The sequence below is a fragment of the Paraburkholderia sp. SIMBA_053 genome (genome assembly GCF_046534895.1).
GTDB lineage: Bacteria > Pseudomonadota > Gammaproteobacteria > Burkholderiales > Burkholderiaceae > Paraburkholderia > Paraburkholderia caledonica.
Window position 1 is genome coordinate 70,016 of the sequence record NZ_JAWRXU010000006.1, and the last position, 25,343, is coordinate 95,358.

Here is a 25,343-nt window from a genome sequence, read left to right on the forward strand (position 1 = left end):
TTCTGAATACCTGATTACTGCCATTGCCGCGCTTTCGCCGCCGTCCGGTCCGGGCGACGACGCAATCGCGTCGCCACGGAACCGGCTACTTCGCTAAACGACGATTACTCGACGGTCGGCGGGTTTTCGAACGTGTGGAACGGAGCCGGGCTCGGCACGGTCCACTCGAGGCCCGTTGCGCCGTCCCACGGCTTGTCGCCCGCTTTTTCGTGGTCGCCGCCGCCGCGATACGCAGGCAACGCCACCGCGAACAGGAAGTACACCTGTGCGAGACCGAAGCCGAACGCGCCGATCGAAATCACCTGGTTCCAGTCGGTGAATTGAGCCGGATAGTCGGCGTAGCGACGCGGCATGCCTGCAAGACCGACGAAGTGCATCGGCAGGAACGCGAGGTTGAAGAAGAACATCGACGCCCAGAAGTGAATCTTGCCGCGCGTTTCGTTGTACATCCAGCCGGTCCACTTCGGCGCCCAGTAGTACCAGCCCGAGAACAACGCGAACAGTGAGCCCGCCACCAGCACGTAGTGGAAGTGCGCGACCACGAAGTAAGTACCGTGATACTGGATGTCGAGCGGCGCCATGGCGAGCATCAGGCCCGACAGGCCGCCGAACGTGAACACCAGCAGGAAGCCGACCGCGAACAGCATGGGCGTTTCGAAGGACAGCGAACCGCGCCACATCGTAGCGACCCAGTTGAACACCTTCACGCCAGTCGGCACGGCGATCAGCATGGTCGCGTACATGAAGAACAGCTGGCCCGTTACCGGCATGCCGGTTGCGAACATGTGGTGCGCCCAGACCATGAACGACAGAATCGCGATCGACGACGTTGCGTACACCATCGAGCTATAGCCGAACAGCGGCTTGCGCGAGAACGCCGGAATGACCTGCGACACGATCCCGAACGCCGGCAAGATCATGATGTACACCTCGGGGTGCCCGAAGAACCAGAAGATATGCTGGTACATGACCGGGTCGCCGCCGCCCGCCGCGTTGAAGAACGACGTGCCGAAGTGGCGATCGAACAGCACCATGGTGATCGCGCCAGCCAGAACCGGCATCACGGCGATCAGCAGGTACGCAGTGATCAGCCAGGTCCAGACGAACATGGGCATTTTCATCAGCGTGAGGCCGGGCGCGCGCATGTTCAGGATCGTCACGACGATGTTGATCCCGCCCATGATCGACGAAGCGCCCATAAGGTGGACCGCGAAAATCGCGAAGTCCATACCCGGGCCCATCTGCGTGGACAGCGGCGCGTACAGCGTCCAGCCCGCGGCGGTCGCGCCGCCCGGCGAGAAGAACGAACCGACCAGCAGAACAGCCGCCACCGGCAAAAGCCAGAAGCTGAAGTTGTTCATGCGGGCAAAAGCCATGTCCGATGCGCCGATCTGCAGCGGCACCATCCAGTTCGCAAAGCCGACGAACGCCGGCATGATCGCGCCGAACACCATGATCAGGCCGTGCATGGTGGTCAACTGGTTGAAGAACTCGGGGCGCATGATCTGCAGGCCCGGCTCGAACAATTCGGCACGAATCATCAGCGCCATCACGCCCCCGGAGAGGAACATGGTGAACGAGAAGATCAGGTACAGCGTACCGATGTCCTTGTGGTTGGTTGCGAACAGCCAACGACGCCAGCCATGCGGCGTTTCGTGGGCATGGTCGCCGTGCACGTGCTCGTGGCCCGCGACTACATCGTGTCCGATGCTAGACATGACAATCTCCTAAAGCGAATACTGCGGTGCTGACCGTGACACGTCAGGCAGCCGGGCTGATCTGAACACGCCGGGCTTCTTTCGCGTCGCTGCCGCCCGTGATCGTTTCCGGCTTCTTCAAAATAATATGGTCTTCGGCGATGCCGGCTGCTTTCAACGCGTCGCGCACGGCTTCCGCACGGCTCTTCGCGAGCTTCGCGTTCGTGTCCGCGGAACCGCTGGCGTCGGTGAAGCCAGACAGCGTGAACTTCGCGTCCGGATGCGCCTTCGCGTAAGCCGCGGCTGCTTCGACCGCCGCTTTCGCGTCGGCGGGCAGCGTGCTCTTACCGGTATCGAAGTAGACGCTCGCCGGCAATGCTGCTTGCGATGCCGCCGCGCTTTCCGAACCCGCGGACGCTGCCTGCGCGCCCGATGCTTCCGAAGCCGCAGCACCCGACGCCGCTTCAGCGCCGCTCGCCGCCGCGCCTGCGTCGGCCAGATGGTTGCCGCCTTCCGGCAGTTTGCCGTTACGGGCGTCTGCAACCTGCTTCGGCTGGAGAATGTCGCCGGTGTGGTTGCCCCACGAATTACGTTCGAACGTGACCACCGAGGCAATCTCTACGTCGTTCAGCGTAGGTGCCCACGAAGGCATTGCGTTCTTGCCCTTCAACACGATGCTGACGTGCTCTGCAATCGCGCCGTTGGCAACCTTGCTGCCGTCGAGCGCCGGGAATGCGCCCGCGCCCTTGCCGGTAGGCTGATGGCAGACCGCGCAGTTCGCTGCATAGACCTTGCCGCCGCGCTCCATCAACTCGGCCATCGTATAAGTCTTGTTCGGATCGTCCTGACCCGCCGCCATTTTCTTCTTCTGCGCGTCGACCCACTTCGCGTAGTCGTCGGTGGAGAGCACTTCGACCACCACCGGCATGAACGCGTGTTCCTTGCCGCAGAGTTCGGTACAGAAGCCGCGGAAGGTACCGACCTTGTCAGCCTTGAACCACGTGTCGCGCACGAAACCAGGAATCGCGTCCTGCTTCACGCCGAAAGCCGGCACGTACCAGGAGTGGACCACGTCGTTGGCGGTGGTGATGATGCGGATTTTCTTGCCGACCGGCACGACCAGCGGATTGTCGACTTCTTGCAGATACGTAGTGGAAATCGGCTGACGGCCGTCGGTTTCGGCACGCGGCGTGGCCAGCGTGGAGAGGAAGTTGATGCCCTCGCCCGGACCCTTCACGTAGTCGTAACCCCACTTCCACTGGTAGCCCGTGACCTTGATGGTGACGTCGGCATTGGTCGTGTCCTTCATTGCGACAACCGTCTTGGTGGCCGGCAACGCCATCAGCACGACGATGACGAACGGCACGATCGTCCAGATGATTTCGACGGTGGTGCTTTCGTGGAAATTCGAAGCCTTGTGGCCTTTCGATTTGCGGTGGGCAAAGATCGAATAGAACATCACAGCGAACACGCCGATGAAAATCACCGTGCAAAGAATCAGCATGAACGTGTGGAGGCTGTAGAGCTCCTCAGCGATTTTAGTCGCAGGCGGCTGGAGATTGATCTCGTTGACGGCAGGGCCGCCCGGAACATCGCCCACTGCCAGGGCGGCACCGGCGAAAAGCAGTCCGCTCATCGCCAGCACGCCCATGAGCGCTCGCTTGATTGTTTTCATAGCTTCCTTACCCAAAATTTCCATTCAAACCCTCGACCCCGCTGACCCCGTGACGGGCTGCCCGCGCTCCCCGTGAACGCCGCATGACCGGACGCGCCTAACAACGCGCGAGCCAGATACGCAACTCGCGGGCGAACTGCGCGCGCCGGTGCTGCGCGAGATGCTGCCCGATCATGATCGTCTCGCCGCGCGAGACCAGCTTGATCTGATCACGCGGTGTTGCGCCAGCCTCGATCCGCACCCAGCGCGGATTGAACTCGAACTGCGTGACCTGCTCGGCGCTCACCTGTTCGATTACCAGCCGGTTCTGGAACAACCGGATGCGTTCGTAATCGACAGCGTGGCGCGCATACATGGCAAACGCGACGCCCACCGCCAGCAATTCGATACCGGTGAACGGCAACACCAGCCAGGCGCCGACCAGAACCAGCATGAAAGCAATTGCCAACGAGAACAACGCGAGCGACACATAGAAACACACGAACTGCCGCGGCGACATGGAGCAGTTGCGTTTCATGGTCCAGTCCTTCAGGACCGGTTCTGAATCCGCCAGCAGATCTGATGCATCCATCGCTGCCTCCCGCCGAACGTCAACAACGCGTCACCAAGTCGTCAACAACGCGCCACCAACGGCCGCCTGCAATGCCCGACAGTGACCTCAACCCGCGACCTCATATTCCGGCCGCCCAACCGCCACCGCGCCAACTCGTGTTGCAGCCCGTGCCTCGGGCCTGCCGCCCCAAATGTGGGAACTCCGGGCGACAAACTGACGCATTATAGGCGCGATCCATAGCATCCACAAGCAAGCCCCGACCGCCTCACAAGCCAGGCGCGACAAGCCTCCGCGCCGTTTTGCCGCACCTTTTGCACGTCTTTGAAAGCGGTAATTTCAGACATAACAGATGTCCTCTTTACCTCTTTAGCGATTCCTCGACGAGCCTCGCCCAATGTCCTCTATTCGCACGATGCCGTGTCCTTCCGCCGTCGTGCGCGGTACCGCTTTCCACGCGTGTCCGTAGATCACCTCGAAGGTCAGCGCAATCGTTCCGTCGCCGCGCCGACGCGCTTCGAGCGCTGCCAGCAACGCTCTGTGCAACCGCCGTGCCGCCGCGCCCGACGACTCTTCGCGCTCGAACGGATACGCGCCCCAACGGCGTACGTCCGCGAGCAGCGACTCGGGCGACTTATAGGTGATTGTGATGGTTTCCTGGTCCATCACGGGAATTTCGAAACCGCTTTCGACCAGCATGTCGCCAAGGTCATGCATGTCGACAAAGTCGATCACATGCTTGCGCGAGCCGACACCGTGCGCCGCTTCCACTTCGGCGTATGCGCCGCGCAACTCTTTCAGGGTGTCGGGTCCGAGGGTACTGAACATCAGCAGCCCGTTCACCTTGAGCACGCGCTGCCACTCAGGGAATACGAGGTCAGGGCGCGAGTGCCAGTGAAGTGCGAGATTCGACCAGATGAATTCGAAGGCACCAGCCGCGAAAGGCAGCGCGGAAAAGTCCGCCTGCGCGAAGCGCGGACCGCGTGCGCCAAGCGCCTTGCCCAGCGTGGCCGGCAAGAAGCGCCGCCAGCTCGTATCGCCGGAATCGTGGCGCAGCGCGCGTGTGAGCATGCCGCGCGACAGGTCCGAGCCGAACACCGGCGCTTCCGGAAAGCGCTCACGCAATGCAGGAATGTCTTCGCCTGCACCGCAACCGGCATCAAGCACGCTTGCCGGCGCGACCTTGATGTAATCGAGACGCTCGCGCATGCGCTGCGCGATCTCGCGCGGCAGGAAGGCGACGTCGTCGAAAGTCGTTGCACGGCGGTCGAAAATCCGCCTGAGGCGCTGGGAATCGTAGGCCGGACGGCCTGATTGAGCGGAAGTTGGGGACATGGGTGTCGTGCTGGCGTAGAGCCCGAAGTATACTCGTTCGCTTCCTCCGCTTCAGTGCGAACGGCCCTTGCGGTCGCCAGTGCATGACATTCCGAGCATATTTTTCGTCGTCAGCCAGTCCGTTCACGCGATTCGCGCGCGGCGTGCGTTCGGCGTGGCCGCATGCAATGCACGCAATCCTACCGAACGCGTGCGCTCTGTGCGGCAATTTGTCGCACAGCACGCTGTGCCTCTTTTGCGACGAATCCTATTGGAATGAGAGTGCGTTGCGTTGCTGTGTCTGCGCCGTGCCGCTGACTTTCGCGCGAAGGGAACAGCACGCGTCTTATCGCTGCGCAGATTGCGTCGCCGAAAAACCGCCGTTCGACGCAACGTTCGCGCTCGCCGACTATCGCGCGCCGCTCGACGCGCTCGCAGTCGGCCTGAAGTTTCGCGCCCAGTTGATGCTGGCGCGCGAATTCTCGCGGCGTCTTGCCCGTCTCGCGCAAGATACCTGGCAAGAGCCGTCTGACTGCCCCGATGTCATCGCTCCGGTACCGCTCGCAGACCGGCGTCTTAGAGAACGCGGCTATAACCAGGCATGGCAGATCGCCAGAGCGCTGGCTCGCTCGCTGAAGGTGCCGGCCGACCCGACTCTGGTGCGCCGCGTGATCGACACCGCGCCGCAGTCGCGGCTCGATCTCGACGCGCGCCGCCTCAACGTGGGCCGCGCATTCCAGCTTGCTGGCAGAGTCGAAGGACTGCACGTAGGCATTGTCGACGATGTAATGACGACCGGCGCAACGCTCGAAGCGCTCGCCCGCACGCTGAAGGCAGCCGGTGCGCGGCGCGTCACGAACTTCGTCACACTGCGCACACCGAAAAACTAGTTTCTACCTGATCACTCTATGTTCAACGTCGTTCTTGTCGAACCGGAAATTCCGCCCAATACCGGCAACGTCATCCGCTTGTGCGCCAACACGGGTGCGCGGCTGCATCTGATCGAGCCGCTCGGCTTTCCGCTCGACGACGCCAAGCTGCGCCGCGCCGGTCTCGACTATCACGAATACGCGCAGATGAACGTGCATGCTGACTGGGCCGCCTTCATCGCGAAAGAGTCGCCGGACCCGTCGCGCACGTTCGCGTTCACCACGCGCGGCTCGGGCCGCTTTCACGAGCACGCGTTCCAATCGGGCGACTGGTTCGTGTTCGGCGCGGAAACACGAGGCTTGCCTGACCCGGTGCTCGAACAGTTTCCGAACGAACAGCGCGTGCGCCTGCCGATGCGTCCCGGCAACCGCAGCCTGAACCTGTCGAATACCGTCGCGATCGTGGTGTTCGAAGCGTGGCGTCAAACAGGTTTCGACGGCGGCGCCTGACGGCGCTGCAACTCCGCCTGATAACGCTCGAACATCGCGTGATCGAAGCAGGCGAAGATCACCTGTTCGAGTTGCGGCATGCGAGGTAGATTTTCGACTACCGTTTGGACCGCGATACGAACTGCTTCATCGGCAGGAAAACGGTAGATGCCGCAACTGATCGCGGGGAATGCAATGCTCGCGCAGTTCGCCTCGCGCGCCACCTCGAGCGAACGCTGATAACAGGAAGCCAGCAGATCGGCTTCGCCATGCGTGCCGCCGCGCCAGACCGGGCCCACCGCGTGAATCACATAGCGCGCCGGCAGATGGTAGCCGCGCGTGAGCTTCGCGTCGCCTGTCGCGCAGCCGCCAAGCGCTTCGCATTCGCCCAGCAATTCCTTGCCTGCGGCGCGATGAATCGCGCCGTCCACACCGCCGCCGCCGAGCAAGGAGGTATTGGCTGCGTTGACAATGGCGTCGACGTCGAGAGTCGTGATGTCGGCCACGCGTGCCTCCAGCGTGCAACCACCGATATTGAGCATATGAGCCTCGCTGATCCGTAGCGTCGATAGACGATGGACAGCGAGTGCAGACAGCCGTTCGGCGTTGTTACACGCCAAACGGCTGACAGGCAGCGCGCCCGGAAACCTGGGCGGCTTATTCGGCCTTCGAATCGCGCCGCAGCAGGGCGCTGACGGCGTCGCGCGGCGCAACGCCGTCGAACAGCACGGCACAGACCGCCTGGGTGATCGGCATGTCGATTGCATGAGCACGCGCGATCGCGAGAACCGCTTGCGCGCAACGCACGCCTTCGGCCACATGGCCCAGGCCGCCGAGAATATCGGCAAGCGAACGGCCTCCGGCAAGCTGCACGCCGACCGTGCGGTTGCGCGACAGATCGCCGGTCGCGGTGAGAATCAGATCGCCGAGCCCCGTCAAACCGGTGAACGTCTCCGCGCGACCGCCGAGCGTCACGCCAAGTCGCGACATTTCTGCGAGTCCGCGCGTGATCAGCGCTGCGCGCGCGTTCAGGCCGAGACCCAGACCGTCGGCGATTCCCGTTGCAATCGCCAGCACGTTCTTCACCGCGCCGCCCACTTCTACGCCGACGATGTCGTCGCCCGTATAAATGCGCATCGCGCCGTGATGAAACGCCGCAACCGTACGCTCGCGACAGGCCGCCGAAGCACTCGCGATGGTCAACGCAACCGGCAAGCCCTGGCCGACTTCACGCGCGAAACTCGGCCCCGACAACACACCATTGCTGCCGTGCGAGGGCAGTTCGGCCGCGACCACCTGATGCGGCAACAACTGCGACTCCGCCTCGAAACCTTTGCAGAGCCACACGATATGCGCGGGCACTTTGCCCGCATCGCGCATCGACTGGAACAGGGTGCGCAGTCCGGCCACGGGCGTGGCCACCACGCACAGCGCGTCGTCGGCGAGCGCGTGGTCGAGCGCTGCGTTCAGGTCCGCTTCGTAGCGAAGCGCCGACGGCAAGGCAACGCCCGCCAGATAGCGGGCGTTTTCGTGAGAAGCGGAGAGATCTGCGACCAGCGCGGGCTCGCGCGCCCACAGCAGCGTGTCGTGCCTGACGGCCAGATGGCCGGCGAGGGCTGTGCCCCATGCGCCGGCTCCGAGGACAGCAACCTTCATAGCCGGCACTGCCTGCGACACTTAATGCGTGACGCCGTTTTGCGCTGCGCCGTCCTGGCCGCCCATCTGCGCGAGGCGTTGCTCATAGAGCGCCTGGAAGTTGATTTCGGCGAGGTGAATCGGCGGGAAGCCGGCGCGCGTGATGGCGTCGGCGATGTTCGAGCGCAGGTACGGGAACAGGATGGTCGGGCACGCAATGCCGACGAGCGGATCGACCTGTTCAGCCGGAATGTTGCGAATGTCGAAAATGCCCGCTTGCTTGGCTTCGATCAGGAACGCGACCTTGTCCGACACCTTGGCCGTCACGGTGCCCGTCACGAGAATTTCGAACACGGTGTCGGCGAGGCGCTCGGCCTTCACGTCGACTTCCACTTCCACCGACGGCATTTCCTGCTCGAGGAAAATGGCCGGCGAATTGGGCTGCTCGAGCGACATGTCCTTCAGATAAATGCGCTGGATGTTGAAGAACGGCTGGTTGTTCTCGTCGGACATGATTGAGTGATTCCCTGATAGATATGCGTAGCGGCGGCCCATGAAGTCACGGGTCGCCAGATAGTTGCGGCGCGCCGCCTGCCCTCGCGGGGCGACGATGCGCCGGCTTGTATTTCACCCGCCGCTTCCCGCGCCCAACGGCGCGAGAACTCAGGCGGCTGCCAGCAGAGGCGTCAGACCGCCCGCGCGATCGAGCGCGGAGAGATCGTCATACCCGCCGACGTGCGTCTCGCCGATGAACACCTGCGGCACCGTGCGACGACCGGTCCGGGTCATCATTTCCTCACGACGGGCCGGGTCCTTGTCGATCAGTACTTTTTCGATATTCTCGACGCCGCGCGACTTTAAAAGACGTTCGGCCATCTGGCAATACGGGCACACCTGCGTGCTGTACATGATCACTTTGTTCACTTGGCTACTCCTTGTTTCACAACCGGCATGCCGGCTTTCTGCCAGGCGTCGACGCCGCCTTCCAGAACGTGGACTTCCGCATATCCCGCATCCTGCACGATACGCGCCGCCTTGTTCGACTGCTGGCCGGTCTGACAAACCAGCAGCACGGGGTTGTTCTTATTCTTCACCAGTTGCGCGACCTTTGCTTGCAACTCGGCGAATTCCAGGTGCCGTGCCGCGGGCAAATGCCCTTTGGCGAAGTCGGCCGACGGACGCAGATCGATGACCGCCGCATTGCGCCGATTGATCAACTGCGTGGCTTCGGCGGCCGACAGGCCACCACGGCCGCGCCGGCTGATGGTCGGCCACAGCAGCAACCCACCGGAGATGAGGACGATCGCAATGAGGACAAGATTTGTGTAATCAGTGAAAAACTTCACGGAAGATCCGCCGAAAAAGAGAGAAATCGGAAAGGGCAATCCGGGCATTATAAAATAAGCGTCTGACGCGATGGCGGCGCTCCTCGACGTGCGCCGGGCAGCGCTTACCGCTTCCTTACTACCGACCGGCAATCTTATGTACAAACTCGTTCTCATCCGCCACGGCGAATCGACGTGGAACAAGGAAAACCGCTTCACGGGCTGGGTCGACGTCGACCTCACCGAACAGGGCAACCGCGAAGCGCAGCAGGCGGGCGTGCTGCTGAAGGAATCCGGCTATTCGTTCGACATCGCTTACACGTCGGTGCTCAAACGCGCCGTTCGCACGCTGTGGCATGTGCAGGATCAGATGGATCAGATGTACATACCCGTCGTGCATTCGTGGCGTCTGAACGAGCGTCACTACGGCGCGCTGTCGGGTCTGAACAAGGCCGAAACCGCAGCGAAATTTGGCGACGAACAGGTGCTGGTCTGGCGCCGCAGCTACGACACGCCGCCGCCTGCGCTCGAACCGACGGACGAGCGCGCGCCGTACAACGATCCGCGCTACGCCAAGGTGCCGCGCGAACAGCTGCCGCTCACCGAGTGCCTGAAGGACACGGTGGCGCGCGTGCTGCCGCTGTGGAACGAGTCGATTGCGCCGGCCATCAAGTCGGGCCGCAAGGTGGTGATCGCGGCGCACGGCAACTCGATCCGCGCATTGGTGAAGTACCTCGACAACATCTCGGACGAGGACATCGTCGGGCTCAATATTCCGAACGGCGTGCCGCTCGTCTACGAACTGGACGAGAACCTGAAGCCGCTGAAGCACTACTATCTGGGAGACCAGGAAGCGATCGCGAAGGCGCAGGCCGCAGTCGCCAAGCAAGGCAAGGCGGGCTGATTCCGCTGCGCCGCCAGTTGCAGCGTGACGGCAACCTAGCTGACTTTCGCCACGTCGCAGCGCTTCTTTGTTAAAGATCGTTGCGGCGAAGCTGACCGCAAGCGCCGCGGCGCGTCACAAACGGACCACGCCGACCGGCAAGACGTACCGGCCAGCGCGGTCCGCTTTCCTCGATCGCGGACATTCTCATCGCGATCCACTTCCACTGTTACCGCACATTACTTCGACGTCGCGCTTGCGTTGCGCCGAACCCGGCACGCTTCGCGCTGTCGAATCACGATTGCCTGCACCGCGCCCTGAGTTGGCGGGTGTGCAGTTATACTTGTCCGTCCCCATCTCTATCGACGCTGCCACGCGCTTCCGACCGCAACAGACTCTATGCGAAAGAACCTGAAAAATATCGGCCTGATCGCCGCGGGCCTTGCTACCGGTGTATTCGCCACTTTGCAACTCTCGGCCTCGGCCCAGCAGCCCGCCAGCGCCGCCGCCACTCCGTTGCCGCTGGACCAGCTCAGGCTGTTTGCCGAAGTGTTCGGGCAGATCAAGCACGAGTACGTCGAACCTGTCGACGATAAAAAGCTTCTCACCGCCGCAATCAAAGGCATGGTGTCGAGCCTCGACCCGCATTCGTCCTACCTCGACAAGACCGATTACGAGGAACTGCAGGAGCAGACCAAAGGTCGCTTCGCGGGCCTCGGCATTGAGATTTCGTCGGAAGACGGCCTGATCAAGGTGATCTCGCCGATCGAAGACACGCCCGCGTTCCGCGCCGGAATTCGTCCGGGCGACCTGATCACGCGCATCAACGACAAGCCGGTACGCGGCATGACGCTCGACCAGGCGGTCAAGCAGATGCGCGGCGAGCCGGGCACCAAGGTCACGCTCACGATCTTCCGCAAGACCGACGACCGCACTTTCCCGCTCACGGTGACGCGAGCGCTCATCAAGGTGCAGTCGGTCAAGATGAAGATCCTCGCGCCGGGCTACGCGTATGTGCGTATCACCAGCTTCCAGGAACGCACCACGCCGGACCTGGCCGCGAAGCTGCAGGACATCGCGCGTCAGCAGCCGAATCTGAAGGGTCTCGTGCTCGACCTGCGCAACAACGGCGGCGGTCTGCTGCAAAGCGCGGTCGGCGTAGCCGGCGCGTTCCTGCCGCCGAACTCGGTCGTCGTGTCCACCAACGGGCAGATCCCGGATTCGAAGCAGGTCTATCGCGACACTTACGACAACTACCGTCTGCAGTCCTTCGACTCCGACCCGCTGAAAGACGAGGCGCCGATCTTCAAGACCGTGCCCATGATCGTGCTGACCAACGCCTACTCGGCGTCGGCATCGGAGATCGTCGCGGGCGCGCTGCAGGATCAGCATCGTGCGCTGATCGTCGGCAAGACGACCTTTGGCAAGGGCTCGGTGCAGACCGTGCGACCCATGACCGCCGACACGGCGCTGCGCCTGACCACGGCGTATTACTACACGCCGAGCGGCCGTTCTATCCAGAACAAGGGCATCCGTCCTGACATCGCGGTCGATCAGTACGCGGAAGGCGATCCGGACGACGCACTCGTCACGCGCGAAGTCGACTACTCGAATCACCTTGCCAACACGCAAGACCCGAACGAGAAGAAGGAAGCCGAGAAGCGCGAGCAGGATCGCATGGACCAGTTGCGTCAACTCGAAGAGCAGAACGACAAGAAGACGCCGGAACAGCGCCAGAAAGATCGCGAGCGCAAGCCGGTCGAATTCGGTTCCGCCGACGACTTCATGCTGGCCCAAGCCTTGAACAAGCTCGAAGGCAAGCCGGTCCAGGAATCAAAGTCGTTGACCGAGCGCCGTCTCGCGCAGAACAAGCCGGCCACGTCAGCGTCCGCGCCGGTCGCGGTTAAGCCGACGCAACCGGTGCCGGGCGCGTCGGGTGCTGCGCCGGCATCGGCACCGGCTACGCAGAGCAAGTAAGCAGCACGACTCACGTGTCTTCGCGGCGCAAGCCGCCGTGAAGACACGCAGCGAAGAAGACACGCTGGCCCCTCATGAATGACGATCAACTCCTTCGCTATTCCCGCCATATTCTCGTCGACGAAATCGGCATCGAGGCGCAACAGCGCTTTATCGATGCGCACGCGATCATTGTCGGCGCGGGTGGACTGGGTTCGCCTGCCGCGATGTATCTCGCGGCGGCAGGCGTCGGACGCTTGACACTAGTCGATGCCGATACAGTCGATCTCACCAATCTGCAACGGCAGATCCTGCATGTCAGCGCGTCAGTCGGACGCAAGAAGGTGGAGTCCGGCCGCGACACGCTCGCGCAAATCAATCCCGAAGTGACAGTGAACGCGGTGGCCGAACGCGTCGACGACGCGTGGCTCGATTGTCATGTGCCGGCCGCCACGGTGGTGCTCGATTGCACCGACAACTTCGCCACGCGCCACGCGATCAATCGCGCCTGCGTGAAGCATCGCGTACCGCTGGTGTCGGGCGCCGCGTTGCGCTTTGACGGCCAGATCAGCACGTTCGACTTCCGCAGTGAAGCATCGCCGTGCTACGCGTGCGTATTCCCCGAAGACCAGCCGTTCGAGGAAGTCGCGTGCTCGACCATGGGCGTGTTTGCGCCGACGGTCGGCATCATTGGCTCGATGCAGGCAGCGGAAGCGCTGAAGGTCATCGGCGAAATCGGCACGCCGCTTGTCGGCCGGCTGACTATGCTCGATTCGCTGCGAATGGAGTGGACTACCATGCGCATTGCGCGTCAGCCCGATTGCCCGGTATGCGGACAACCCCACCTGCCTTGAACAGACGAACGAAGCCAAAACGAAAACGCCGCACATGTGCGGCGTTTTTCATTCAGAGCAGGCGTTGCCGATCAGGCTTGCGCCACGCGCTTAAGCGCAGCTTGCACTTCCTCGGGCTCGAACGAAGCGAGCACATCTGCCACCGGCTTTTCCAACGTCTTCAAATGCGAGCGCAAGACTTCCTGCTTGACCACGAGCAATTGACTCGGATGCATTGAAAACTCGGTGAGGCCCATGCCGAGCAGCAGACGCGTCAGGCTCGGGTCGCCCGCCATCTCTCCGCACACCGACACCGGCACCCCCGCCCGCTTCGCTTCGCGCAACGTGAAGGCGATCAGATGCAGCACCGCCGGGTGAAGCGGATCGTACAGATGCGCGACCGAGTTGTCCGCCCGGTCGATCGCCAGCGTGTACTGGATCAGATCGTTCGTGCCGATGGACAGAAAATCCAGCCGCTTGAGAAAGAGCGGCAACGCGATGGCCGCTGCCGGAATCTCGATCATCGCACCGACCTGCACGTTCGGGTCGTAAGCAATCCCTGCGTCGTCTAGCTGACGCTTGGCTTCGCGGATCAGGTCCAGCGTTTGATCGATCTCCTGCGCATGCGCGAGCATCGGCACCAGAATCTTCACCGTGCCGAACGCCGACGCGCGCAGAATCGCGCGCAATTGCGTGAGGAACATCTGCGGCTCGGACAAGCTCCAGCGAATTGCCCTGAGCCCCAACGCGGGGTTCGCTGCGGTCTCGTAACCGTCGCCGCCGCTCATCGAATCGAGGGGCTTGTCGGCGCCCACGTCGATCGTGCGAATCGTGACCGGCAGACCGTTCATCAACTCGACCGCGCGCCGGTAGGCTTCGAACTGCTCCTCCTCTTCGGGCATGCGGTGCTTGTGATTCATGAACAGAAACTCGGTGCGGAACAGGCCAACACCGGTCGCGCCGGAGTCGACCGCGGCGCGCGCATCTTCCGGCAATTCGATGTTCGCGCACAGTTCGATACGCGTGCCGCACAGCGTTTGCGTCGGCGAAAATTTGAGGCGCTGCAGCTTGCGCTGCTCAAGCGCTTTTTCGCTCTGCCGGTATGAATATTCCTCCAGCACGATCGGCGCGGGATCGACGATCACAATGCCGTGGTCGCCGTCGACGATAATCAGGTCGTCCTGGCGAATCAGCGCGCTCGCGTGCTGCACGCCGACCGCCGCCGGAATGCCCAGGCTGCGCGCGACGATAGCCGTATGAGAAGTACGCCCGCCGAGATCCGTGACGAAACCCTGAAACGTTTGCGTTTTGAACTGCATCATGTCGGCTGGCGCAATGTCGTGCGCGACCACGATCATTTCGTCGCATGCACCATGCACGCCATTCACCAGAGAGCCCGACGCGCCCGCCAGCGCCTTCAGCACGCGCTCCACCACTTGTTCGATGTCGGCTTTGCGCTCGCGCAGATATTCGTCTTCGATATCGTCGAAATGGCGCGAGAGCCGTTCGAGCTGTTCGGTCAGCGCCCATTCCACGTTGTAACGGCGTGTGCGAATCAGATCGATGGTTTCCTGAACGAGCATTGCGTCGTTCAGGATCATTGAATGTACGTTGATGAAAGCGCCCATTTCGCTGGGCGCGTCCGCGGCGAGATCGGCGCGCAGCGCATCGAGTTCTTCATGCACGCGTTGCTGGGCCGCGCGAAATCGCTCGACCTCGCTCTCGATTTGCGCGGGTTCGATCAGATAGTGGTCTACGTCAAGTGCAGCCGGGGCGATCAGATAGGCTCGCCCGATGGCAATACCGCGTGACACGGGAATTCCATGCAGCGTGAACGACACGCGCACCTCCTCTAGTTGTGTGATGCCGCGGCAAACCGCTGCAGTGCTCTCAGACTCTCGTCGTCATTATAAATTCCACGCCGTCGCGCACGTGCGTGAATGCTGTGTGCAATGCAGCACGAAAGACCGTAGTCGTTGCGCTCCATGCATCATTGCATTCGCCGAAGAGATCCGCGTATTGTCGCGCGCTAAAAAAAACGCCGCGGACAGCCGCGGCGCTTCACTCATCGGTATATCGATTTGCAAGTTCACTGACCTTCGCCAAATTTATCAGCGATCAGTTTCAACAGTGCGTCCATCGCTTCTTTTTCGTCGGGGCCTTCGGTTTCGATCAGCACCGTGCTGCCGATACCCGCGGCCAGCATCATCACGCCCATAATGCTTTTCGCATTGATACGGCGGCCATTGCGGCTCATCCAGATTTCCGACTGGTAGTTGCCCGCCAGTTGCGTCAACTTGGCCGACGCGCGCGCGTGCAGCCCCAGCTTGTTCACGATAGTCGTTTCCTGTTGCAGCATGTGATGGTCCGAAGCGCTGGTAAGTGTTGTTGTGAAAGTAAAACTGCCAGTCAGTCGTTATGCAGTTGCAATGCGATGCGCTACAGGCCTGCTGGCCCAGCCTTCTGGACGAGTTCCGCGTCGCAAGGCAACGCGGGCAGACAGTCGGCCGAGGCCGCCGACGACTCAGCGGGCGCGGGCGTTGCCGGGCCGATTGCATGAACGCCCTTGGTCGCGCCGGCGAGCGCTTTGTCCACCAGTGTGTCGAGCGGCGTGGCGCGATAACAGACCGCGCGCACCAGCATCGGCAAATTGACGCCGCACAGCACGCGCACGTCCGGCACCGAGGCAAGCCGCCCCGCAATGTTCGCGGGCGTGGCGCCGAACATATCGGTGAGCACGAGTGCGCCGTTCTCTTCTTTCAGACGCGCGATTTCCGACTCGGCGAAAGAAACCATTTGTGCGGGATCGCAATCGGGCGATACGTCGATCACGCCGATGCGAGCCGGCAAGCCACCGTAGATATGCGAAATACAGTCGCGCAACGCGGTGGCGAACGGAGCGTGCGCAATGATCAGAATGCCTGCCATGTCAGCCTTACTGCAAAAATACGGCCCCAAACGTGGATCGGAACCTGTCCGAAACGCTCGCGCTCTCGGCCGGCCGTGGGCCATGAGAGCCGGGAATGCACCACTTCATGAGCGGAATCACAAGCATGACGCCGTGCCGGCGCACGCTGAATCCGCTCGCTCCAGGTCCGCGATTCGTGCCGATGGCCCGGTGCAAGAGCCTATTGCCAGAAACGGACGCGAAGAGCGGGCATTGTAGCAGGCCCGTTTTGGGGCCTAAGCCGGCGTCCCGCGCTGAGCGGACGTGATGCTGATCCTGCCACGTAGTTTGGGGGCCGCTGTCCACATTCAAGGACGACCGCTCAACCCGCCGCGCGCTCCAGTGCGTCGATGAACATCGCCGCGACGTCGAAGCCCGTCTGATCCATGATCTCGCGGAAGCACGTTGGGCTCGTCACATTGACTTCCGTGAGCCAGTCGCCGATCGCGTCCAGCCCGACGAGCAGCAGACCGCGCGCCGCCAGCACCGGCGCGAGCGTATCGGCGATCTTGCGGTCGTGATTGGTCAGCGGACGCGCCACGCCGAGTCCGCCCGCCGCGAGGTTGCCGCGCACCTCGTTGCCTTGCGGAATGCGGGCGAGCGAGTACGGCACGGCTTCGCCGCCAATCAGCAGAATGCGCTTGTCGCCGTCCTTGATCTCGGGGATGAACTTCTGCGCCATCACCGAACGCGTGCCGTCGTGGCTCAGCATTTCAATGATCGACCCGAGATTCATGCCATCGGGCTTCACGCGGAATACGCCCATGCCACCCATGCCGTCGAGCGGCTTCAGAATCACGTCGCCGTGCTGCTCGTGAAATGCCCGGAGTCGCGCCGGATCGCGCGTTACCAGCGTAGGTGCAACAAATTCCGCAAACTCGCCAATGGCGAGCTTTTCCGAGTGATCCCGGATCGCCTGCGGCTTGTTGAAGATGCGTGCCCCGGCGCGCTCGGCCATTTCGAGCAGCCACGTGGACGTGACGTATTCCATGTCGAAGGGCGGGTCTTTGCGCATGACCACCGCGCTAAAACTCTTGAGCGCGCGCGGCGCGGCGGCTTCCGCCGCGTACCAGACATCGCGATGCAGGTCGGTCACGTCGCCGGTGATCGCAAAGCGCTGCACGTTTGCTTCGACGTCGCCGCCCGTCCACGCCAGATGCTTCGGCTCGCACGTGTACAGCGTATGACCGCGGCGCGCGGCCTCGGCCATCATCGCGTAAGTAGAGTCTTTGTAGATCTTGAACTGCGTAAGCGGATCGGCGATGAAAAGAATGTCCATGAAGGTCCCGTTGCGCCCTGCTGGGCATGGCGTTGATCGTGTAACTGCGCGTGTAACTGCGCTTGAAATTGCGCGTGAATTTGCGAGTGAAGTCGAGCGCGAATGTCGTGGGTAAAAACGGCGCGGGCGGCATGCGCGCCGCCGCGCATCATGCAGGCCGCCCTCGCGCGGCCGAGCTTAAACCTGGATCGCTTCCGGATCGGTCTTTTCCAGCTCGACCGATGCGGCCAGCAGCCCGAGCCGCGCCACCACGCCATACATATAGAAGCGGTTCGGCGGCGCCGCGCCGGGCTTGGCGTGCGCATCGGGCAGTGCCGTGTGCTCGAACCCGAGCGGCACGAAGTGCATGCCCGGCGCGTTCAGATTCTGGTCGCGCTCGCGGCTGCCGTGCACACGGTAGAAACCACCTACCACGTACCGGTCGATCATATAGACGACCGGCTCCGCCACTTCTTCGCCAATGCGCTCGAACGTGTACACGCCTTCCTGCACGATGACGTCGTGCACTTCCAGGCCGTCTTTCGTGGCGGCCATCTTCGCCCGCTCGCGCTTGGTGAGCGCGGCCACTTCCGACGCGTCGTGCACGGTCATCACGCCCATGCCGTAAGTGCCCGCGTCCGATTTGATGACGACATACGGTTTTTCGGAGATGCCGTACTCGCGGTACTTCTTGGCGATCTTTTTCAGTACGCCGTCGATCGCATCGGCCAGCGCTTCCTCGCCGGTGCGCTCCTGGAAATCCACGCCCTCCACATGTGCGAAGTACGGGTTGATCATCCAGGGATCGATCTCGACCATCTTCGCGAACTTCTTCGCCACGTCGTCATAGCACGAGAAGTGCGTCGATTTGCGGCGAACAGCCCAGCCGGCATGCAGCGGCGGCAGCAAATACTGCTCATGGAGATTCTCGAGCACCGGCGGAATGCCGCCCGACAGGTCGTTGTTCAGCAGGATCGAGCACGGGTCGAAATTCTTCAGGCCAAGGCGACGCTGCGAGCGCTCGAGCGGCTCGAGCACGAGTTTCTGCCCGTCGGACAGCGCAATGGTGACGGGTCCGTTGATGCTTTCGTCGAGCGTGCCGAAACGCACGTTCAAGCCGGCCTGGCGCATGATCGCGGCCAGCCGGGCGACATTCTCCAGATAAAACGCGTTGCGCGTGTGGCGCTCGGGAATCACGAGCAGGTTCTTGGCGTCCGGGCAGATTTTTTCGATCGACGCCATGGCAGCCTGCACGGCAAGCGGCAGCACTTCCTGGGGCAAATTGTTGAAAGCGCCGGGAAACAGATTGGTGTCGACCGGCGCAAGCTTGAAACCTGCGTTGCGCAGATCGACCGAGCAATAGAACGGCGGCGTGTGTTCCTGCCACTCGAGGCGGAACCAGCGTTCGATTGCGGGAGTGGCGTCGAGGATCTTCCGCTCAAGATCGAGCAGCGGGCCGTTTAACGCCGTAACTAGGTGCGGAACCATTGATCACTCGCAGACTGGAGAAAAAAGATTGTAGAGCAAATGCTTTGCCCATTTGGGGACGCTTTCTCCATTCGCAAGCTAGCCAGAATGCATTGTCTCTATCGCAATGATAGACAGGAAAAAGAACTGTTAACAAGATAGCGAGCAAGAAAAAAGCCCGCCATGAAGGCGGGCCGAAGCGCTGTGCTTGTTCGTGCTTGTTCCTGATTCATCGAGCCCGGGAGCACGGGCTCGTCAAGCCACTTCCTTATTCGACGTGTTCGCCGTGCAGGCTGACGTCCAGGCCTTCGCGTTCCTGCTCTTCCGTCACGCGGATACCCATCGTCATGTCGATGAGCTTCAGCAGGATGAAGCTCACCACGCCGCTGTAGATCAGCGTCGTCAGCACGCCCTTGGCTTGCAGCAGCACGCTGCCGTCGAAGCCGCCGATGTCCTTGACCGCGAACACGCCAGTCAGAAGCGCACCCACGATACCGCCGACGCAGTGCACGCCGAACGCGTCGAGCGAGTCGTCGTAACCGAGCTTGTGCTTGAGCCACGTTGCCGACCAGAAGCAGACTACGCCGGCCACGATACCGATCACGAGCGAGCCGAGCGTACCGACGAAGCCCGAAGCCGGCGTGATCGCCACGAGACCAGCCACCGCGCCCGACACGATACCGAGCACCGAAGGCTTACCCTTGGCCGCCCATTCGGCGAACATCCAGGCGAGCGCCGCCGCTGCCGTTGCTACTTGCGTTGCGAACATCGCGAAACCGGCACGGCCGTCTGCCGCCACTGCCGAACCCGCGTTGAAGCCGAACCAGCCCACCCACAGCATCGCGCCGCCGATCAGCGTCAGCGTGAGGTTGTGCGGAGCCATTGCTTCCTTGCCGTAGCCGACGCGCTTGCCGAGCACCAGGCAGCACACCAGACCCGCGATACCGGCATTGATGTGCACGACCGTGCCGCCCGCGAAGTCGAGGACGCCTGCGCTAGCCAGCCAGCCGGTCGGTTCCCAGACCATGTGCGCGATCGGCGAGTAGACGATGATCGACCACAGCGCCATGAACACCAGCATCGCCGAGAACTTCATACGGTCGGCAAACGCACCGGTGATCAGCGCCGGGGTGATGATCGCGAACGTCATCTGGTAGACGAAGTAGACCGTTTCCGGGATCGTCGGGGCCAGGTGGCTGACGGTCAGCGTCGTAGCCTTGTCGCCCTTGATGTAGTTCATGCCGGCCATGAAGACGCGCGAGAACCCGCCGATGAACGAGCCGCCCGGCGTGAACGCGAGGCTGTAGCCCACCACCGTCCAGATGATCGTCACGAGGCAGGTGATCGCGAAGCTTTGCATCAGCGTCGCGAGTACGTTCTTCTTGCGGACCATGCCGCCATAGAAGAGCGCCAGACCCGGGATCGTCATGAACAGCACGAGCGCGGTGGAGGTCAGCATCCAGGCGGTGTCGCCCGAATTGATCTTCGACGAATCGACCGAGAACGGCGCGGTCGGTGCGGCCGGCGCGGCGTCCGATGCCGCGGGTGCTGCGGCGGCGCTCGCTGCGGGTGCAGCCGATGCGTCAGCCGCGGGTGCCGAAGCTGCGGCGGCGGCCGACGCGTCCGGTGCCGGCGCGCTTGCCGTATCGGAAGTAGCGGCCGAGGCGGCTGCGGGAGCGGACGCGTCGTCCGCGAGCGCGGCGCCGACACCGCCCGCGAGAAGCGAACCGGCCATCAGCAGGGACATCAATAGTTTGCGCATCTTTCGTTTCCTCTTGTCGCTTATCTGTGTCGCTATCTTTTGGTGTTACAGAGCGTCCGCGCCGGTCTCACCGGTGCGAATTCGGATCACCTGCTCGATCGGCGTGACGAAGATCTTGCCGTCGCCGATCTTGCCGGTGCGTGCCGCGCGCTCCAGCGCCTCGATCGCCTGATCGACGATGTCGTCCGAGACAGCGGCCTCGATCTTCACCTTCGGCAGGAAATCGACGACGTATTCAGCGCCGCGATACAGCTCCGTATGGCCCTTCTGACGGCCGAACCCCTTGACCTCTGTGACCGTGATGCCCGAGACGCCGATCGCCGACAAGGCTTCGCGCGCCTCATCGAGCTTGAACGGCTTGATGATTGCGGTGATGAGTTTCATGAAATCCCTCGCTTAGTTGCGTAACCCGTTTGCGTAACCCGTTTGCGTAACGCGTTTCCCGAACCCGTTGCAGCCCTGCTTCAATCCGTCTGCGTTCCGCATGCAGAAGCCTGGCTGGCACTCGTAACCGTCCGCGTGGTCTCGTTTCGCTGCCGGAAAATGGTGCCGGCAGTGCGCGCGGGGCAGTAAAAGCAACTCATATGCCATGTTGTGTCAAACTGCGCCCGCGCGGGCTTTGCGAGCGGCTCAGCCGCTCTTGTCCGAATGGCTAACGCACGCCCCGCCCGGTGGCGCGGTGCAGGGATCGTTGCTAGAGTGTCCGCAGGTTCCGAAACAGGAAGCGCGCACCAAAGGGGCTCACGCCTTCGTGAGTTGAAAAGGCCGGCGCACCAACACAGCGCATCGTCAGATGCGAGGCACAGACGTAATGAAACGCTGCACATTTTTTGTGCACCAAGGGGAACACCATGAAACAACCGAACGATGTTTTTAACGACATTCAGGCGCGCATGAGCGAGCTGTTCAAGAATTCGCCGGCCAAAGACGTCGAGCGCAATGTGAAAGCCATGCTGTCGCAGGGCTTCTCCAAGCTCGATCTGGTCACGCGTGAGGAATTCGATACCCAGACACAGGTGCTCGTGCGAACGCGCGCGCGCCTCGAAGAACTGGAGCGTCGAGTCGCAGAACTCGAACAGAAACTTCCGGTCACGCAGACTTCCTGACGCTTGTCGCTCTGGCAGCGCAGTAGCTGCATCTAGCTGCACATCACAGGCAAGCGAGCCGTGACGTCATCAGCGTATTAAGGGGATTGGAGCGCGTTAGTCGCGCACCGTCCGACGGGAGAAAACATGTCGCTTGCCGTGGTGCGCAGTCGCGCGCCGGCCTCTGGCCGCGCGCCCGAAGTAACCGTCGAGGTGCACCTCGCGAACGGGTTGCCTTCTTTTTCGATCGTCGGACTTCCCGATCTGGAAGTCCGCGAAAGCCGTGAGCGCGTGCGGGCGGCGCTGCAGAACTGCGGCTTCGACTTTCCCGTGCGGCGCATCACCGTCAATCTCGCTCCCGCCGACTTGCCCAAGGAATCCGGCCGCTTCGATCTGCCGATCGCGCTGGGCATTCTCGCGGCAAGCGGCCAGATTCCCGTGGAATCGCTGCTTCATCGCGAGTTCGCCGGCGAGTTGTCATTGACGGGCGCGCTGCGTCCCATGCGCGGCGCTTTCGCGATGGCGTGTGGCACCGCGCGCAGCGCGGCGGCGGGCGACACGTCCGCTGCTGAATGCATGCCCACGCGCGCGCCGCCGCACTGCAATCCGCAACTCTATCTGCCTGCCGCAAGCGCAGCCGAGGCTGCGCTCGTACCCGGCGTAGATGTGTATGGCGCGAGCGATCTGCCGTCGCTGTGCGCTCATCTGGCCGACGCGCCGGAAGCGCGCCTCTATCCGGTCGCCGCACCCGACCTCGCACAGTTCACGCCTGCGGCCGTGCCCGACATGGGCGACGTGATCGGCCAGCGCGGCGCGCGCCGAGCGCTCGAAGTCGCCGCGGCCGGCGGACATCACGTGTTGCTCATCGGGCCGCCGGGGGCCGGCAAATCCATGCTCGCCGCCCGCCTGCCGGGTCTGCTGCCACCCATGACCGACGACGAGGCGCTCAGTTCGGCAGCCTTGCTCTCTGCAAGCCGCACGGGTTTCTCGCCCTCGCAATGGCGCCGACGGCCGTTTCGCGCGCCGCATCATTCGTCGAGCGCAGCAGCGCTGGTCGGCGGGCGCAACCCTCCGCAGCCAGGTGAGATCACGCTGGCTCACCTTGGCGTGCTTTTTCTCGACGAGTTGCCGGAGTTCGACCGCGACGTGCTGGAAACACTGCGCGAACCGCTGGAAGCCGGTCGCATCACCATCTCTCGCGCAGCGTTGCAGGCGGACTTTCCCGCAGCTTGCCAATTGATCGCGGCGATGAATCCATGTCCTTGCGGCTGGCGCGGCGATCCGAACGGACGTTGCCGCTGCACGCCCGACATCGCGGCGCGCTACCTGCGCAAGCTGTCCGGGCCGCTGCTCGATCGCATCGACATTCAACTCGAAGTGCCTGCGCTCACGTCGGCGGAGCTTTCCGCGCGGTCAAACGCCGTTGGCGAGACGAGCGCGGTTATCGCGAGCCGGGTGAACGTCGCACGCGAGCGTCAATTGGCGCGGCAGGGCAAAACCAACCGCGAGTTGAGTGGAAAAGAGGTGGACGCCGTCTGCCGGCCCGACGCAGCCGGCGAAGCGCTACTGCGCGAGGCCGGGGAGCGCTTCGGCTGGTCGGCCCGCGCTTACTACCGCGTGTTGAAGGTGGCGCGCACCATCGCGGACCTCGCAGGGACGAGCATGCCGAGCGCTGCACAGGTCGGCGAGGCCGTTCAGTATCGACGCGCTTTTGGCTCTGGGTGAGGAGAAAAATATGCTGTCAAGACTTGACTTATGCACATGCGCGCGTTCCAGATAAATTTAGAAACATCTGAAAGGTACATAGAAGGCTTTCGAGCAAGATCGTTGATTTAAAACAGTTTTTTATTCTGGCCGACGGGCGCGCAGACAGGCGAAATGCCCATGGGGCGGGCATCTGCGCGAAAAAAGCGGGACTTCTCAACAGAGTTATCCACAGGACACGCGGACAAGTGGAAAACTTCAACGTAAACCGAGAATTAGCGTGCAAAGCTGCGACGGAACTTTCACTGCACAAATGGATCCGTCGCGCGTTGAATCGGCCAAAACTACCGCTTTCAATACAGCTGGAAAGACGAAAAAAATTGGTCGACCTGCTCCTGCGGCAACGGCTGCGAAGCGATGATCGCGGCTTGATACACATGACGCCCTCGCGCGACCAGCCGCGCATAAACGGTGCGCTTTTCGTGGTCTGAACCGGCTTGCCCGCTCAACTTCATTTCCAGACCCAGCACCTTGCCGCCGGCCGCGAGTGGAATCTGCACGGCGTGCGCATCCGGCTGCGCGCCGACGTTGCGCGCCAGGCCGGTACGCAGAAAGTCGAGCGCCTTGCGTTGCGTCGCCTCGCTCTCGTCGGGCAGCGTGATCGTGCCGACCGCGAATACGGCGTCGCCGGCTTCGGCCGTTTGCATGGCCATTTGCATCGGCGCTCCGTCTATCTGTACGGCACGCTGATCGTTGCCCGGCTTGGCCGGCAGATCGATCGTGTAGCCGCTGTCGTTATTCATGATCGTGCGCCAGTCGAAAGTCGGCGAGCAGCCGCTCAGAGCCGCGCCAATGGCGAGCGCGCAAGCCCCCGCGCGGAAGACCGAATGCGCGCGCGAAACCACGGGCGGTTTCTGATCCGCTGTATTCCGATTGCGGGCGAAGCCGGAAACAAGACGCGGAAGAAGTTGGGTGAACAGAGGGAAAACGCGAAAAACGATCTGGAGCATGGGAACAAGGCGCCCGAGAAACGGGCCAATGACGTGAGCATAAAGCGACATTATCCGCTGGCAGCTTGAGAAGCGTCAGCGGAAGCGGCACGCGGCCGGGGAACCGGCCTCAATCGGCCGCAGCCCGCGCGAGGCATGCGCCCCGGTGCGGGCGCTCGCTGCCGCCTGGCTCGAATAGGACTACAATACCCACGCTATGGGGCAGCGGGCGCAAAGCCCCGGCCCACGCGCTGTCCCACGCCATTTCGCGATTTCCGAGGTTCCGTTCATGAGCACCATCACGTCGACTACCGCCGTCAGGCGCACGAATCCGCTTCGCTACGTGATCGCCGCCGTCGTGGCGATTGCGATCGGCGTGGCTGGCTATTTTGCGTTCGCCGGCCAACAGCGCGTGCCCGACGCGACTTTCACGCTGCTCTCGGGCCAGAAAGTCTCGACTGCCGATCTGAAAGGCAAGGTCTACCTGGTCAACTTCTGGGCGACGAGCTGCGATACATGCATGAAGGAAATGCCGCAGATGGTCCAGACGTATAACCGCTTCAAAGGTAAAGGGCTGGAATTCGTCGCGGTGGCCATGAGCTACGACGCGCCCATGTACGTGACCAACTACACACAGACGCGTCAGTTGCCGTTCAAGGTCGCCATGGACGACGGCTCGGCCGCGAAGCAGTTCGGCAACGTCCAGCTTACGCCGACCACTTTCCTGGTCGACAAGGACGGCAAGATTCTGAAGCGCTATGTCGGCGAGCCGCAGTTCGCGGAACTCGACCAGCTACTGGAAAAGGCGCTGAACGCTGCTTGAGCCGGGCGAGAGCCACGACGGCCGACTGAGCCTCGTGCCGAAAGTAACGCCAGGCGCCCGGATCAACCGATCCGAGTCCAAG

25 protein-coding genes are annotated in these 25,343 nt (G+C 62.5%); 8 read left to right on the forward strand and 17 right to left on the reverse strand.

Going from position 1 to position 25,343, the window contains the following annotated elements; all coding sequences use genetic code 11:
• Window positions 1-104 precede the first annotated feature (104 nt).
• The 4 genes from ctaD to SB753_RS19805 all read right to left on the reverse strand — a co-directional run bounded on the left by ctaD (window position 105) and on the right by SB753_RS19805 (window position 5,257).
• The gene (gene ctaD, locus SB753_RS19790) at window positions 105-1,718 is read right to left on the reverse strand and encodes a cytochrome c oxidase subunit I (protein WP_020067033.1); all 1,614 of its coding nucleotides are present in this window, start codon (window positions 1,716-1,718) and stop codon (window positions 105-107) included.
• A 43-nt stretch (window positions 1,719-1,761) separates the two neighbouring features.
• Window positions 1,762-3,396: a cytochrome c oxidase subunit II gene (gene coxB, locus SB753_RS19795; RefSeq protein WP_087752570.1), complete on the reverse strand. Its 1,635-nt coding sequence runs from the start codon at window positions 3,394-3,396 to the stop codon at window positions 1,762-1,764.
• A gap of 73 nt (window positions 3,397-3,469) precedes the next feature.
• The gene (locus SB753_RS19800; RefSeq protein ID WP_020067035.1) at window positions 3,470-3,943 is read right to left on the reverse strand and encodes a DUF2244 domain-containing protein; all 474 of its coding nucleotides are present in this window, start codon (window positions 3,941-3,943) and stop codon (window positions 3,470-3,472) included.
• Between the two features lie 348 nt (window positions 3,944-4,291).
• Window positions 4,292-5,257: a methyltransferase domain-containing protein gene (locus SB753_RS19805; RefSeq protein WP_310065849.1), complete on the reverse strand. Its 966-nt coding sequence runs from the start codon at window positions 5,255-5,257 to the stop codon at window positions 4,292-4,294.
• A gap of 83 nt (window positions 5,258-5,340) precedes the next feature.
• Here SB753_RS19805 and SB753_RS19810 point away from each other — a divergent pair, with 83 nt between their 5' ends.
• Together SB753_RS19810 and trmL are read left to right on the forward strand one after the other, a co-directional pair.
• Complete coding sequence (locus tag SB753_RS19810) at window positions 5,341-6,126, forward strand: ComF family protein (protein ID WP_410801429.1); 786 nt, start codon at window positions 5,341-5,343, stop codon at window positions 6,124-6,126.
• 18 nt (window positions 6,127-6,144) lie between these two features.
• Window positions 6,145-6,615, forward strand: coding sequence for a tRNA (uridine(34)/cytosine(34)/5-carboxymethylaminomethyluridine(34)-2'-O)-methyltransferase TrmL (gene trmL, locus SB753_RS19815; protein WP_410801431.1), 471 nt, complete (start codon window positions 6,145-6,147; stop codon window positions 6,613-6,615).
• Here the strand turns inward: trmL and SB753_RS19820 are convergent.
• The 5 genes from SB753_RS19820 to SB753_RS19840 form a co-directional block, all read right to left on the reverse strand.
• Complete coding sequence (locus SB753_RS19820; RefSeq protein WP_410801433.1) at window positions 6,588-7,136, reverse strand: O-acetyl-ADP-ribose deacetylase; 549 nt, start codon at window positions 7,134-7,136, stop codon at window positions 6,588-6,590. The two genes, trmL and SB753_RS19820, sit on opposite strands and share 28 nt — an antisense overlap.
• A 115-nt stretch (window positions 7,137-7,251) precedes the next feature.
• Window positions 7,252-8,250: an NAD(P)H-dependent glycerol-3-phosphate dehydrogenase gene (locus SB753_RS19825; protein ID WP_088173195.1), complete on the reverse strand. Its 999-nt coding sequence runs from the start codon at window positions 8,248-8,250 to the stop codon at window positions 7,252-7,254.
• Between the two features lie 21 nt (window positions 8,251-8,271).
• Entirely contained in the window at window positions 8,272-8,742 is a 471-nt protein-coding gene (gene secB, locus SB753_RS19830) for a protein-export chaperone SecB (protein WP_027804472.1), read from the reverse strand.
• A gap of 150 nt (window positions 8,743-8,892) precedes the next feature.
• Complete coding sequence (gene grxC, locus SB753_RS19835; protein ID WP_020067042.1) at window positions 8,893-9,153, reverse strand: glutaredoxin 3; 261 nt, start codon at window positions 9,151-9,153, stop codon at window positions 8,893-8,895.
• Complete coding sequence (locus tag SB753_RS19840; RefSeq protein ID WP_029969654.1) at window positions 9,150-9,575, reverse strand: rhodanese-like domain-containing protein; 426 nt, start codon at window positions 9,573-9,575, stop codon at window positions 9,150-9,152. The genes grxC and SB753_RS19840 overlap by 4 nt, the downstream gene beginning before the upstream one ends.
• Window positions 9,576-9,711: 136 nt before the next feature.
• On the opposite strand from SB753_RS19840, the gene gpmA reads away from it, so the two are divergent.
• The 3 genes from gpmA (at window position 9,712) to SB753_RS19855 (ending at window position 13,247) form a co-directional block, all read left to right on the forward strand.
• Window positions 9,712-10,458: a 2,3-diphosphoglycerate-dependent phosphoglycerate mutase gene (gene gpmA / locus SB753_RS19845; RefSeq protein ID WP_020067044.1), complete on the forward strand. Its 747-nt coding sequence runs from the start codon at window positions 9,712-9,714 to the stop codon at window positions 10,456-10,458.
• A gap of 378 nt (window positions 10,459-10,836) precedes the next feature.
• A complete protein-coding gene (locus SB753_RS19850) occupies window positions 10,837-12,414 on the forward strand; it encodes a S41 family peptidase (protein ID WP_020067045.1) in 1,578 nt (525 codons plus the stop codon).
• Window positions 12,415-12,488: 74 nt separating this feature from the next.
• Window positions 12,489-13,247, forward strand: coding sequence for a HesA/MoeB/ThiF family protein (locus SB753_RS19855; RefSeq protein WP_410801436.1), 759 nt, complete (start codon window positions 12,489-12,491; stop codon window positions 13,245-13,247).
• A gap of 71 nt (window positions 13,248-13,318) precedes the next feature.
• On the opposite strand, the gene ptsP is transcribed toward SB753_RS19855, so the two are convergent.
• From ptsP to SB753_RS19890, 7 genes are all read right to left on the reverse strand, one after another.
• Complete coding sequence (gene ptsP / locus SB753_RS19860) at window positions 13,319-15,067, reverse strand: phosphoenolpyruvate--protein phosphotransferase (RefSeq protein WP_410801438.1); 1,749 nt, start codon at window positions 15,065-15,067, stop codon at window positions 13,319-13,321.
• Window positions 15,068-15,315: 248 nt separating this feature from the next.
• Window positions 15,316-15,585 carry an HPr family phosphocarrier protein gene (locus tag SB753_RS19865; protein ID WP_020067048.1) on the reverse strand — a complete coding sequence of 90 codons (270 nt, stop codon included), beginning with the start codon at window positions 15,583-15,585 and terminating at the stop codon, window positions 15,316-15,318.
• Between the two features lie 80 nt (window positions 15,586-15,665).
• On the reverse strand, window positions 15,666-16,154 hold the full coding sequence (locus tag SB753_RS19870; RefSeq protein ID WP_020067049.1) for a PTS sugar transporter subunit IIA: 489 nt from the start codon (window positions 16,152-16,154) through the stop codon (window positions 15,666-15,668).
• A 341-nt stretch (window positions 16,155-16,495) separates the two neighbouring features.
• Window positions 16,496-17,452 (reverse strand): glutathione synthase, encoded by a 957-nt coding sequence (gene gshB, locus SB753_RS19875; RefSeq protein ID WP_410801440.1) that lies wholly within the window; start codon window positions 17,450-17,452, stop codon window positions 16,496-16,498.
• A 177-nt stretch (window positions 17,453-17,629) separates the two neighbouring features.
• The gene (gene gshA / locus SB753_RS19880) at window positions 17,630-18,919 is read right to left on the reverse strand and encodes a glutamate--cysteine ligase (protein ID WP_013586995.1); all 1,290 of its coding nucleotides are present in this window, start codon (window positions 18,917-18,919) and stop codon (window positions 17,630-17,632) included.
• A 247-nt stretch (window positions 18,920-19,166) separates the two neighbouring features.
• Window positions 19,167-20,660, reverse strand: a complete 1,494-nt coding sequence (locus SB753_RS19885; protein WP_410801442.1) for an ammonium transporter — start codon at window positions 20,658-20,660, stop codon at window positions 19,167-19,169.
• 45 nt (window positions 20,661-20,705) lie between these two features.
• On the reverse strand, window positions 20,706-21,044 hold the full coding sequence (locus SB753_RS19890) for a P-II family nitrogen regulator (RefSeq protein ID WP_006048089.1): 339 nt from the start codon (window positions 21,042-21,044) through the stop codon (window positions 20,706-20,708).
• Window positions 21,045-21,511: 467 nt separating this feature from the next.
• Here SB753_RS19890 and SB753_RS19895 point away from each other — a divergent pair, with 467 nt between their 5' ends.
• Together SB753_RS19895 and SB753_RS19900 are read left to right on the forward strand one after the other, a co-directional pair.
• Window positions 21,512-21,766, forward strand: a complete 255-nt coding sequence (locus tag SB753_RS19895; protein WP_020067052.1) for an accessory factor UbiK family protein — start codon at window positions 21,512-21,514, stop codon at window positions 21,764-21,766.
• 126 nt (window positions 21,767-21,892) lie between these two features.
• Entirely contained in the window at window positions 21,893-23,470 is a 1,578-nt protein-coding gene (locus SB753_RS19900) for a YifB family Mg chelatase-like AAA ATPase (protein ID WP_410801445.1), read from the forward strand.
• Between the two features lie 332 nt (window positions 23,471-23,802).
• Here SB753_RS19900 and SB753_RS19905 read toward each other — a convergent pair whose 3' ends face one another.
• The gene (locus tag SB753_RS19905) at window positions 23,803-24,510 is read right to left on the reverse strand and encodes a hypothetical protein (protein WP_410801447.1); all 708 of its coding nucleotides are present in this window, start codon (window positions 24,508-24,510) and stop codon (window positions 23,803-23,805) included.
• 217 nt (window positions 24,511-24,727) lie between these two features.
• On the opposite strand from SB753_RS19905, the gene SB753_RS19910 reads away from it, so the two are divergent.
• The gene (locus SB753_RS19910; protein WP_027780122.1) at window positions 24,728-25,261 is read left to right on the forward strand and encodes a TlpA disulfide reductase family protein; all 534 of its coding nucleotides are present in this window, start codon (window positions 24,728-24,730) and stop codon (window positions 25,259-25,261) included.
• Window positions 25,262-25,343: the final 82 nt, after the last annotated feature.

Bases quoted from the DNA above. Each gene is read 5' to 3' on its own strand.
- SB753_RS19805 (WP_310065849.1), bottom strand. From the start codon at position 5,257: ATGTCCCCAACTTCCGCTCAATCAGGCCGTCCGGCCTACGATTCCCAG.
- SB753_RS19825 (WP_088173195.1), bottom strand. From the start codon at position 8,250: ATGAAGGTTGCTGTCCTCGGAGCCGGCGCATGGGGCACAGCCCTCGCC.
- SB753_RS19890 (WP_006048089.1), bottom strand. From the start codon at position 21,044: ATGAAACTCATCACCGCAATCATCAAGCCGTTCAAGCTCGATGAGGCG.
- SB753_RS19895 (WP_020067052.1), top strand. From the start codon at position 21,512: ATGAAACAACCGAACGATGTTTTTAACGACATTCAGGCGCGCATGAGC.
- secB (WP_027804472.1), bottom strand. From the start codon at position 8,742: ATGTCCGACGAGAACAACCAGCCGTTCTTCAACATCCAGCGCATTTAT.
- gshB (WP_410801440.1), bottom strand. From the start codon at position 17,452: ATGGACATTCTTTTCATCGCCGATCCGCTTACGCAGTTCAAGATCTAC.
- SB753_RS19810 (WP_410801429.1), top strand. From the start codon at position 5,341: ATGACATTCCGAGCATATTTTTCGTCGTCAGCCAGTCCGTTCACGCGA.
- SB753_RS19870 (WP_020067049.1), bottom strand. From the start codon at position 16,154: ATGGCAGGCATTCTGATCATTGCGCACGCTCCGTTCGCCACCGCGTTG.
- SB753_RS19885 (WP_410801442.1), bottom strand. From the start codon at position 20,660: ATGCGCAAACTATTGATGTCCCTGCTGATGGCCGGTTCGCTTCTCGCG.
- coxB (WP_087752570.1), bottom strand. From the start codon at position 3,396: ATGGAAATTTTGGGTAAGGAAGCTATGAAAACAATCAAGCGAGCGCTC.
- ctaD (WP_020067033.1), bottom strand. From the start codon at position 1,718: ATGTCTAGCATCGGACACGATGTAGTCGCGGGCCACGAGCACGTGCAC.
- SB753_RS19850 (WP_020067045.1), top strand. From the start codon at position 10,837: ATGCGAAAGAACCTGAAAAATATCGGCCTGATCGCCGCGGGCCTTGCT.
- SB753_RS19905 (WP_410801447.1), bottom strand. From the start codon at position 24,510: ATGTCGCTTTATGCTCACGTCATTGGCCCGTTTCTCGGGCGCCTTGTT.
- SB753_RS19865 (WP_020067048.1), bottom strand. From the start codon at position 15,585: ATGCTGCAACAGGAAACGACTATCGTGAACAAGCTGGGGCTGCACGCG.
- trmL (WP_410801431.1), top strand. From the start codon at position 6,145: ATGTTCAACGTCGTTCTTGTCGAACCGGAAATTCCGCCCAATACCGGC.
- SB753_RS19820 (WP_410801433.1), bottom strand. From the start codon at position 7,136: ATGCTCAATATCGGTGGTTGCACGCTGGAGGCACGCGTGGCCGACATC.
- SB753_RS19910 (WP_027780122.1), top strand. From the start codon at position 24,728: ATGAGCACCATCACGTCGACTACCGCCGTCAGGCGCACGAATCCGCTT.
- SB753_RS19800 (WP_020067035.1), bottom strand. From the start codon at position 3,943: ATGGATGCATCAGATCTGCTGGCGGATTCAGAACCGGTCCTGAAGGAC.
- gpmA (WP_020067044.1), top strand. From the start codon at position 9,712: ATGTACAAACTCGTTCTCATCCGCCACGGCGAATCGACGTGGAACAAG.
- SB753_RS19900 (WP_410801445.1), top strand. From the start codon at position 21,893: ATGTCGCTTGCCGTGGTGCGCAGTCGCGCGCCGGCCTCTGGCCGCGCG.
- SB753_RS19855 (WP_410801436.1), top strand. From the start codon at position 12,489: ATGAATGACGATCAACTCCTTCGCTATTCCCGCCATATTCTCGTCGAC.
- gshA (WP_013586995.1), bottom strand. From the start codon at position 18,919: ATGGTTCCGCACCTAGTTACGGCGTTAAACGGCCCGCTGCTCGATCTT.